8 protein-coding genes are annotated in these 8,500 nt (G+C 73.9%); 2 read left to right on the top strand and 6 right to left on the bottom strand.

Features of this window, described 5'->3' with window-relative positions; genetic code table 11:
- Nucleotides 1-134: 134 nt before the first annotated feature.
- The 4 genes from ACFPZN_RS49155 to ACFPZN_RS49140 all read right to left on the bottom strand — a co-directional run bounded on the left by ACFPZN_RS49155 (nt 135) and on the right by ACFPZN_RS49140 (nt 4,410).
- Nucleotides 135-1,586: a phytoene desaturase family protein gene (locus ACFPZN_RS49155; protein WP_378290854.1), complete on the bottom strand. Its 1,452-nt coding sequence runs from the start codon at nt 1,584-1,586 to the stop codon at nt 135-137.
- Complete coding sequence (locus tag ACFPZN_RS49150; protein WP_378290852.1) at nt 1,574-2,362, bottom strand: carotenoid biosynthesis protein; 789 nt, start codon at nt 2,360-2,362, stop codon at nt 1,574-1,576. The genes ACFPZN_RS49155 and ACFPZN_RS49150 overlap by 13 nt, the downstream gene beginning before the upstream one ends.
- A 2-nt stretch (nt 2,363-2,364) precedes the next feature.
- Nucleotides 2,365-3,672, bottom strand: coding sequence for an RNA-guided endonuclease InsQ/TnpB family protein (locus ACFPZN_RS49145; RefSeq protein ID WP_378290850.1), 1,308 nt, complete (start codon nt 3,670-3,672; stop codon nt 2,365-2,367).
- 219 nt (nt 3,673-3,891) lie between these two features.
- Nucleotides 3,892-4,410: a MarR family winged helix-turn-helix transcriptional regulator gene (locus ACFPZN_RS49140; RefSeq protein WP_378290848.1), complete on the bottom strand. Its 519-nt coding sequence runs from the start codon at nt 4,408-4,410 to the stop codon at nt 3,892-3,894.
- Between the two features lie 89 nt (nt 4,411-4,499).
- Here ACFPZN_RS49140 and ACFPZN_RS49135 point away from each other — a divergent pair, with 89 nt between their 5' ends.
- Nucleotides 4,500-6,623: an MMPL family transporter gene (locus ACFPZN_RS49135; protein ID WP_378290846.1), complete on the top strand. Its 2,124-nt coding sequence runs from the start codon at nt 4,500-4,502 to the stop codon at nt 6,621-6,623.
- Nucleotides 6,624-6,709: 86 nt separating this feature from the next.
- Complete coding sequence (locus ACFPZN_RS49130; RefSeq protein ID WP_378290844.1) at nt 6,710-6,955, top strand: hypothetical protein; 246 nt, start codon at nt 6,710-6,712, stop codon at nt 6,953-6,955.
- A 135-nt stretch (nt 6,956-7,090) separates the two neighbouring features.
- Here ACFPZN_RS49130 and ACFPZN_RS49125 read toward each other — a convergent pair whose 3' ends face one another.
- Complete coding sequence (locus ACFPZN_RS49125; protein WP_378290842.1) at nt 7,091-7,738, bottom strand: response regulator; 648 nt, start codon at nt 7,736-7,738, stop codon at nt 7,091-7,093.
- Nucleotides 7,739-7,844: 106 nt separating this feature from the next.
- Nucleotides 7,845-8,222: a histidine kinase dimerization/phosphoacceptor domain-containing protein gene (locus ACFPZN_RS49120; RefSeq protein WP_378290858.1), complete on the bottom strand. Its 378-nt coding sequence runs from the start codon at nt 8,220-8,222 to the stop codon at nt 7,845-7,847.
- Nucleotides 8,223-8,500 lie beyond the last annotated feature (278 nt).

Genomic DNA, 8,500 nt, shown 5'->3' with positions numbered 1-8,500 from the left:
CACCACGGAGATCCGCTGATCCGGGGGAGCGACGGGCGGCGCGGGCCGCGCGAGCGGCGCGGGACGGCCGCGCCCCCGCGCCAGCCGCGCCGCCGCCGCCACGGCCGCCGCCGCCTGCAACACGGTGAGCACTCTCATGCCGTCCTCTTTTCCCTTCCGCGCGGGAAGTCCTGCTCGACCAGGGACGCGACGATGCGCCCGCCCATAGCGACCAGCGGCAGCCCGCCGCCCGGATGCGCCGAGCCGCCCACCAGGTACAGCCCGCGCCGCGGCCCCCGGTTGCCCGGCCTGCGGACCGGCGCCAGCCGGCCCCGGTAGGCGCTGCCGTAGATCGCCCCGCCCCACGCGTCGTACCGGTCCCGCAGGTCCGCGGGCGTGAACAGCTCCGTGAACCGCAACCGCCCCGACAGGTCGTGCCCGCGCCGGGCCAGCCGTTCCAGGACCAGGTCGCGGTAGGACTCCGGGGACATCGGCCAGCGGCCGGGATCGCCGGACGGGACGTTCACGAGCATCACCCAGTTCTCGGCGCCCGCCGGGGCCTGGGACGGGTCGTCCACCGCCGAGCAGCCGATGTACACGGTCGGGTCCAGCGGGGGCCGCCGCCGCTGGAAGATGTCGGCGAACTCGTGCCCGTAGTCGGCGGAGAAGACGACGGAGTGGTGGGGGAGGCCCTCGGTCCGTCCCTCGACCCCGGCCAGGATCAGGAACGCCGACGACGACAGGCCCAGCCGGGCCAGCCCGCGCAGCCGCCGCCGGTCGGGCAGCAGCCGCCCGTGCAGCGCGGCCGCGTCGGCGTTCACCACCACCGCGTCGGCCGCGTCCCGCTCGCCCGAGGCCAGCCGCACTCCCGAGACCGCCACGCGGCCGGCGACCACCTCGGCCACCTCGGTTCCGGTGCGGACCTCCACGCCCGCGTCCGCGAGCAGTCCGGCCAGGTCGTCGGCGAGGCGCGGCAGGCCGCCCGGCACGTACCAGCCGCCCTCGCCGTGCTCGATCGCCGGGACGCAGCCCAGCGCGGCCGGGGCCGCGTACGGGCTCGACCCGGCGTACGTCGCGTATCGCCCCACGTACTGGCGCAGGCGCCGGTCGCGGAAGAAGCGCCGCGCCAGGCTGTCCAGCGTCCGTCCGGGCGCGACCGCGAACAGGTCGCCCAGCCTGGCCTGCCCCGGCGGGCGTCCCGGCGGCCCGGCGAAGAAGGTGCGCCGGGACGCCGCCAGGCAGCCCTCCGCCCAGCGGTGGAAGGCGCGCCAGGACTCGCCTTCGCCGGGCGCCAGCCGGTCGACCTCCGCGGCCATGCGCGACGGGTCGCGGAAGGCGCGCAGCCCGGACCCGTCGGCGAAGCGGTACCGGCACAGCTCGTCCAGCCGCAGCAGGTCCCGTCCCACGCCCAGGTCGCGGAAGACGCCGGGCAGGGTGAGCAGCGACGGGCCGAGGGAGAACGCGAACCCGTCGCGCCGGTGCTCGGCCAGCTTGCCGCCCAGCCGGTCCAGCCGCTCGTACAGCCGCACCCGGTGGCCGCCCCGCGCCAGCAGCAGCGCGGCGACCATCCCGCCGACCCCGCCGCCGACCACGATCACCTCGGCCATCGACGCCTCCACGCCAGCACCGCGAACGTCCCCATCGACAGCCCGCCCGCCGCCGCCACCAGCCGGTCCGGCGGCTGGAACACCGCCGCGAACGCCAGCGTCTCCATCGCGGCCATCACCGAGTAGAGGGCGAGCAGGCCCCGGGACGCGGCCCTCTCCGCCCGTCCCACGATCGCGTCGATCACCACCATGACCAGCGCCGACACCGCCAGCCAGCCGGCGAAGTTGCTGAGCGGCACGCCCCGGTACGGGCCCGGGTCAGCCCACGTCCACAGGCCCAGCCGCAGCATCTGCGGGTCGAGGAACAGGTCCCACGCCGTGAGCGCCGCCGCGCCCACCGCCACCCGCGCCACGCCCCCGGACGGGACGATCGCGGTCGCCACCGCGTGCGCCGCCAAGCCCATGCCGCCCCAGGCCGCCGCCACGACGACCGGCACACCGCCCACCTGCGGCCACAGCACCGTCGTGTAGGAGTACTCCCCGAACGGCACGCCGGTGCGGACTCCGATCCACTCCGCCGCGTACCCCACGGCCACCGCGGCGGTGAAGGCGCCCGCCGCGCGCCCCGGCCCGCGGCGGGCGGTGAGGAACGCCACGGCGCTCGCCCCCAGCAGCAGGACCACGACACTGGTCAGCCGGACGGGCTCGGGCCTGATGCCCGACGCGACCTGCGCCGCCACCATCGCGAGGAGAAGCCCGGCCCCGGCGGCGACCGGAAGCCGCGCACGCATCCGCGCACGCGGCCTGACGGCATGCCCGCCGCGTACGTGCCCCATAGTCACCTTCTTGGCCGTGAACGACCGAGCTTGGAGGCCCGGTGTTCACACCTCGTCGCGCTCTCCGGCGTGGCTGGCTGCCGTGCCGGGGGCGCATCACCCTTCTCTCCGTGCCTGGCCCGGGTGGGCTGGTGTGGGGGGTGGGGGCCGGGCATGGTGACAAATGCCCACGCCGTGCGCGCCCGCTGACGGACGTTCACGGCGGCGATGTCGTCGGCCGGGCCGGCGAGCCCGCACGCGACGCAACGGAAGGTGCCCCGGGTGGGGCGGTTCTGGCGGGAGACGTGCCCGCACCACGGGGTGGGACATCTCTGTGAGGTGTAGGCCGGGTCCACGTGCAGCAACGGCACCCCGGCCCGGCGGGCCTTGTATTCCAGGAAGGTGCCGAGCTGGTGGAACGACCAATGGGACAGCGTGGCCCGCTGGTGCCGCCTGAGCCGGACCCGGTCGCGGATGCCGTCGAGTTGCTCGACGGCGATCCCGCGTCCGGTGCGTTGGGCATCGGCCACGATCTGTTTGCTGATCTTGTGGTTCTCGTGGGTGGCGTGCCGGGCCTCCCGTGCCGACCGCCTGGCCAGCCTGCGCGCGGCCGACCTGGACCCGGCGGCCTTCTTGGCCTGCAGTCCGGCACGGGCCCGCGCCATCGCGCGCCGGTACCGCTTGAGCGCCTTGCCCTGGTAGTTGTTCCCATCGGAGGTGGTGGCCAGGTTCTCGATCCCGCGATCGACACCGATCCAATCGGCAGGGGCGGGATTGAGCGGCGCCTCGGGGATGTCGCAGGTCGCGGCCAGGAACCACGTGCCATCCTGGTGCACCAGGTCGCTTTCGCCCGCGCGATGCTCGGCCAGGGTCTTCAAATGTGACGGGCTGCCGGTGAACGCGATCGCCTTCAACCGGCCCGCCGTGGTCCAGATCGACACCGTGCGGGCGTCGTACCGCCAGGACAGGCAGCGGTCGTCGAACGGGTGCGCCGCGTCGGGCCGGAAGGTGATCGGTTTGGCGGTGGCCTTGCGGCGGCGCTTGGAATTCTCGCCGCCCAGCAGTCCGGCATCGATCTGGGCGTGCAGTGTGGTGTAGGCGTCGGCGGTCTTACGGATCACGTGCAGCGCCGGCTGCGCCGACAGCCCGGACGCCTTCAGTTCCGCATAGACCAGCTTCTGCAACCGGGCCCGGGAGAACACCTTGTGCTCGTACGCCGTGGCCGACACCCGGTTCGCGGCCGCGTTGCAGGCGTGCAGGGTCGCTGTCAGCGCATCCGCCTGCTCGGGCGTCGGCAGCAGCTTCACCCGCACCACCAGTTTCACACCCATCACTCTACGTCCCCGGACATCAACGGAAAGTGCTCATCGGGCATCAAGGAATACATCGACCGGTGGCCCGACTAGCCAGGCCAGGCGGCGCTAACGCGCCGCGACCCACCGGAAGCGATGCCTCCCGGCCGTGAACAGCCGGGATTCCTCGGTAGAACCCTGTTAAAGCCTTCGGAGCGGCGGACGTTCCGGATGCATCCGCCTCCGGAAGCGGGCGGATCAGGTCTCGGAGGCGTCGGCGCGGTGCGCGGCGAGCTCGTCGTTCAGGGTGCGCAGGAAGCCGAGCACGACCTCCAACTGGTCGCCGGTGAGGCGGGCGCGCGCCTCCCGGGTGCTCTCCGACAGCGGCAGGACGTAGCCGCGCGTCACGTCCATCGCGGCGGGCTCGTGGCGGAGGTGGACGACCCGGCGGTCGTGGGCGTCGCGGACCCGCCTGATGTGGCCGGAGCGTTCGAGCCGGTCCAGGCACGCGGTCACCGCGCCCGAGGTGAGCTTGAGCTCATCGCCCAGCCGGCCCGGGGTCATGGGGCGGCCCGGGGTGAGCCGCGGGGCGTCCATGATCAGGACGAGCGCCTGGACGTCGGTGGGATGCAGGCCCTGCGCGTGGGCGAGCGCGTGCGCGATCCGGTTGATCTGGCCGTTCATCCGGCGCAGCTCGACGCCGAGCGCGCGCGTCCCGTCCGGGTCGTCGGTCGGGTCGGCGGCCCGGTGCTCGGGCCCTTCGCCGGGGCTGCGCATGGCACGACCCTACAATAACTTGATGATTGAGATACTTGATTATCGTGATATACCTGGCGGCGAACGGTAACGGCCCGAGCGAGGACGTGATGAGCGCACCGGTACGGAAACTTCGTTGGGCGATCCCCGCCCTCCTGGTGATCGTGTGGCTGGCCGTCGGCGGCGCCTTCGGCCCCTACGCGGGCAAACTCGGCGAGGTCTCCAGCAACGACCAGGCGGCGTTCCTACCCAGCAGCGCCGAATCCACCCGGGTACTGGACGCGCAGAAGGCGTTCAACCAGGAGGAGACGATCCCGGCCATCGTGGTCTGGACGTCCTCGGGAGACGCGCCCGTCTCCACCGCACAGCGGGACGCCGCCACCCGCGCCCTCGCCTCGCTCGACGGCGCCCCGGGCGTCGCCGCCACGCCCACCCCCGCCCTGGCGTCGCAGGACGGCCAGGCCATGCAGGGCATCGTCCAGCTCCGCCCCGACCTCGGCGAAGAGCTTCCCGAGGTGCTCGACCGCATCCGCTCCACCGCCGGGGGCGTCCCGGGCACACAGGCCCAGCTCGCCGGCCCCGCCGCCAGCCAGGCGGACCTGTCGGACGCCTTCGCCGGGATCGACGGGCTGCTCCTCGGCGTGGCGGTCGCGACCGTCCTGGTCATCCTGCTGCTGGTCTACCGCAGCCTGATCCTGCCGTTCGCGATCATCATCGGGGCCGTGCTCGCCCTCGCCCTCGCCTGCGCCGTGGTGTACGTCCTGGCCGACCACGACCTCATCCGCGTGGACGGGCAGGTCCAGGGCATCCTGTTCATCCTGGTGATCGGGGCGGCCACCGACTACGCCCTGCTGCTGACCGCCCGCTTCCGGGAGGAACTGGGCGCGCACGGCGACCGGTTCACCGCCGGCCGGGTCGCGGTGCGGCGCTGCCTCGGCGCCGTCGTCGCCAGCGCCGCCACGGTCGCGCTCGGGCTGCTGGCGCTCCTGCTGAGCGGCCTCACCAACAACCAGGCCCTCGGACCCGTCGGCGCCATCGGCATCCTCTGCGCCGTCATCAGCACCCTCACCTTCCTGCCCGGCGTCCTGATCCTGCTCGGCCGGGCCGCGTACTGGCCCACCAAGCCGAAGGCCACCGGGCAGGCCGGAGGGCACGGCGTCTGGCGCCGCGTCGCCGCCCTGGTCGACCGCGCGCCGCGCCGCGTCTGGGCCGGGACCCTGGTCGTCCTGCTGGCCGGCGCCGCGTTCGCGCCGATGCTGAAGTCCTCGGGCGTGCCCCTGGAGGAGACCTTCGTCAACGACGCCCCCTCGGTCAGCGCTCAGCGGACCCTGGCCGAGCACTTCCCCGCCGGATCCGGGCAGCCCGCCGTCATCATCGCCGGAGCCGACCGCGCCGGCGCCGTCCTGGCCGCCGCGAACGCGACCGGCGGCGTCGCCTCGGCGGCCCCCGTCACCGCCTCCGGCCGGCCCGGCGGCGGCCCGCCCCTCGTCGTCGACGGCCGCGTCCGCATCGACGCCACCCTCACCGCCGCGCCCGACAGCGACCCGGCCAAGCGCACCGTCGAGCGGCTCCGCGCCGCCGTGCACGCCGTCCCCGGAGCCGACGCCCTGGTCGGCGGCTACACCGCCCAGCAGTACGACACCCAGGCCACCGCGGAACGCGACCGCCTCCTGATCATCCCGGTCGTCCTGCTGATCATCCTGCTGATTTTGATCGGGCTGCTGCGCTCCCTGGTGACCCCCGTGCTGCTGGTCGCCACGGTCGGGCTGAACTTCCTGGCCACCCTCGGGATCTCGGCGCTGGTCTTCACCTACCTGTTCGGCTTCACCGGCACCGACGCGTCCGTCCCCCTGTACGGGTTCGTCTTCCTCGTGGCGCTCGGCGTCGACTACAACATCTTCCTGATGACCCGGGTCCGGGAGGAGAGCGTCCGGCACGGCACCCGCGAGGGCGTCCGGCGGGGCCTGGTCTCCACCGGCGGCGTCATCACCTCCGCGGGCGTCGTCCTGGCCGCCACCTTCGCCGCCCTGATCGTCATCCCGCTCGCCTTCATGGCGCAGCTCGCCTTCATCGTGGCGTTCGGCGTGCTGCTCGACACCCTCGTCGTCCGCTCCCTGCTCGTCCCCGCCCTCATCCGCGACCTGGGTTCGAAGTCGTGGTGGCCCGGCCCCCTCGCCCGCGCCGACCGGACGCCGGACCCCGCCCCGCAGGAACAGGCGTCCGCCAGGCACTGACAGGCCCCGATAATCACCCTGCGAGATCGAACAATTACTGTATGTTGTCCAAGTCTTGGTCTCGCATCGACGGATCGGAGCCCCCCATGCTCTCCACCACGTTCGCCCGCTTCGCGACGCTCGTCGCGGCATCGGCCGCCGGCCTGTTCCTGACGGTCGGCACGGCCGCCGCCAACGCCGCCCCCGAGGAGGTGGAGAACCGCGACGACGTCCAGGGCATCGCCGTCCCGGTGACCGCGAACGTGTTCGGCAGCACGTGCAGCGTCAACGTGATGGCCGCACCCGAGAAGTGCAACAACGTGCCGGACGAGGTCACCGACATCGGCTTCTGACCCGGCGTTCCGGCCGGCGTGCCGGCGTCAGCCTGGACGCCGCGCCCCGCGTCGTCGAGGGGCGCGGCCCCGAGCCGTCTGTTCGTTACACCGACGCCCACCCGATCGAGGCCGGCGTCTGAGACCCGTGAGCCGCTACCGGTCGGTGGAGAACAGGTCGCGGCGGTAGGCCTCGCCGACCGCCGCGGCGCGGTCCCGGACGCCCAGCTTGTTGTAGATGTGCGCCAGGTGCGTCTTGATGCTGGCCTCGCTGATGAACAGCGCGGCCGCCGCCTCCCGGTTGCTCGCACCGTCCGCGACCAGCTTGAGCACCTGCAGCTCCCGCCTGGTGAGCGGCCCTTGCGCCGGTTTGCGGGCGGCCCGCATCAGGCGGGCCACCAGCGCGGGCGACAGGACCGACCCGCCGCGGTGGACGGTGCGCACGGCGTCGAGCAGTTCGGCGGTGGGCGCGTCCTTGAGGAGGTAACCGGCCGCGCCCGCCTCGATCGCGGGCACCACGTCGCCGTCGGCGTCGTAGGTGGTGAGCACCAGGATCGCCGGAGGCGTCCCCGACCTCACCAGCCGCCGGATGGCGGTGACGCCGTCCATGCCCGGCATGCGCAGGTCCATCAGCACCACGTCGGGCCCGAGCCGGGCGACCTGGACGAGGGCCTCGGCGCCGTCGCCCGCCTCCCCGACGACGGCGAAGCCCGGCTCGTGGCCGAACGCGGCGCGCAGGCCCTCGCGCACGATCGGATGGTCGTCCACGATGAGCAGCCGGATCGCGTCCCCGGCGGCGGTCAAGGACCGTCCTCCGCGGCCGGTTCCGGAACGGACACGCTGACGGCGGTGCCCTCGCCCGCCGCGCTCTCCACGACCAGGGTGCCCCCGACCTCGTCCAGCCGCTGCCTCAGCCCTCTGGGACCGCAACCGCTGCGATCGCGTGCGAAGCCGGTTTCGAGCCTGCGAGAAACCGATCGCGCAGCGAGCCGCCAGGCGAGTCGGAGCGATGCAGCGATCGCGCCGTTGCCCGCCGAAGGAGGGCGTTCTGCGCCCGACGCCAAGGGCGACGAAGACAACTCGGGAGCCGGGAGCCGGTCAGCGGCCCGGGACGCAGGGCCTGCACGGAGCGGCGGGCCTCGTTCAGGCTGTCGGTCGCCAGTGACTCGACCCGGTCCAGGTGGAAGCCGAGCCGTCGCGGGTCGCCGGCCGCGCGCCCGGCCGCGCGGACGTGGGTGACGATCCCGGTCAGGCCCTGGGCCAGGGTGTCGTGGATGTCGCGGGCCAGCCGCCGCCGCTCGTCCAGGCGCCCCGCCTCCCGTGCCTGGGCGACCAGCAGTTCCTGCAGGCCCGCGTTCTCGGCCAGCGCGTCCTCCAGGCGGCGGTTGGCCTCGGCGAGCCCGGCGTTTGGCCCGCCGGGCCCGCCGCTGCTCGACCGCGGTGATCCAGCCGGCCACCGCCACCGGCGCGAAGGCGCCGAGGGGCAGGAGGTAGACCATCACCTCGCTCGGCACGCCCACCGCCAGCAGGGTCGTGTACTGGGCGAGCGCGTTCGCCGTGACGCCC

The sequence above is a fragment of the Actinomadura rugatobispora genome (assembly GCF_042656285.1).
GTDB classification, from domain to species: Bacteria; Actinomycetota; Actinomycetes; order Streptosporangiales; family Streptosporangiaceae; genus Spirillospora; species Spirillospora rugatobispora.
Note: the sequence above shows the minus strand (reverse complement) of the source record. Positions and strands in the feature narration are given on the sequence as shown.

What these genes read in the sequence shown, in the direction of transcription:
- ACFPZN_RS49155 (WP_378290854.1), bottom strand. Translation starts at nt 1,586, where the DNA reads ATGGCCGAGGTGATCGTGGTCGGCGGCGGGGTCGGCGGGATGGTCGCC.
- ACFPZN_RS49150 (WP_378290852.1), bottom strand. Translation starts at nt 2,362, where the DNA reads ATGGGGCACGTACGCGGCGGGCATGCCGTCAGGCCGCGTGCGCGGATG.
- ACFPZN_RS49145 (WP_378290850.1), bottom strand. Translation starts at nt 3,672, where the DNA reads ATGGGTGTGAAACTGGTGGTGCGGGTGAAGCTGCTGCCGACGCCCGAG.
- ACFPZN_RS49140 (WP_378290848.1), bottom strand. Translation starts at nt 4,410, where the DNA reads ATGCGCAGCCCCGGCGAAGGGCCCGAGCACCGGGCCGCCGACCCGACC.
- ACFPZN_RS49135 (WP_378290846.1), top strand. Translation starts at nt 4,500, where the DNA reads ATGAGCGCACCGGTACGGAAACTTCGTTGGGCGATCCCCGCCCTCCTG.
- ACFPZN_RS49130 (WP_378290844.1), top strand. Translation starts at nt 6,710, where the DNA reads ATGCTCTCCACCACGTTCGCCCGCTTCGCGACGCTCGTCGCGGCATCG.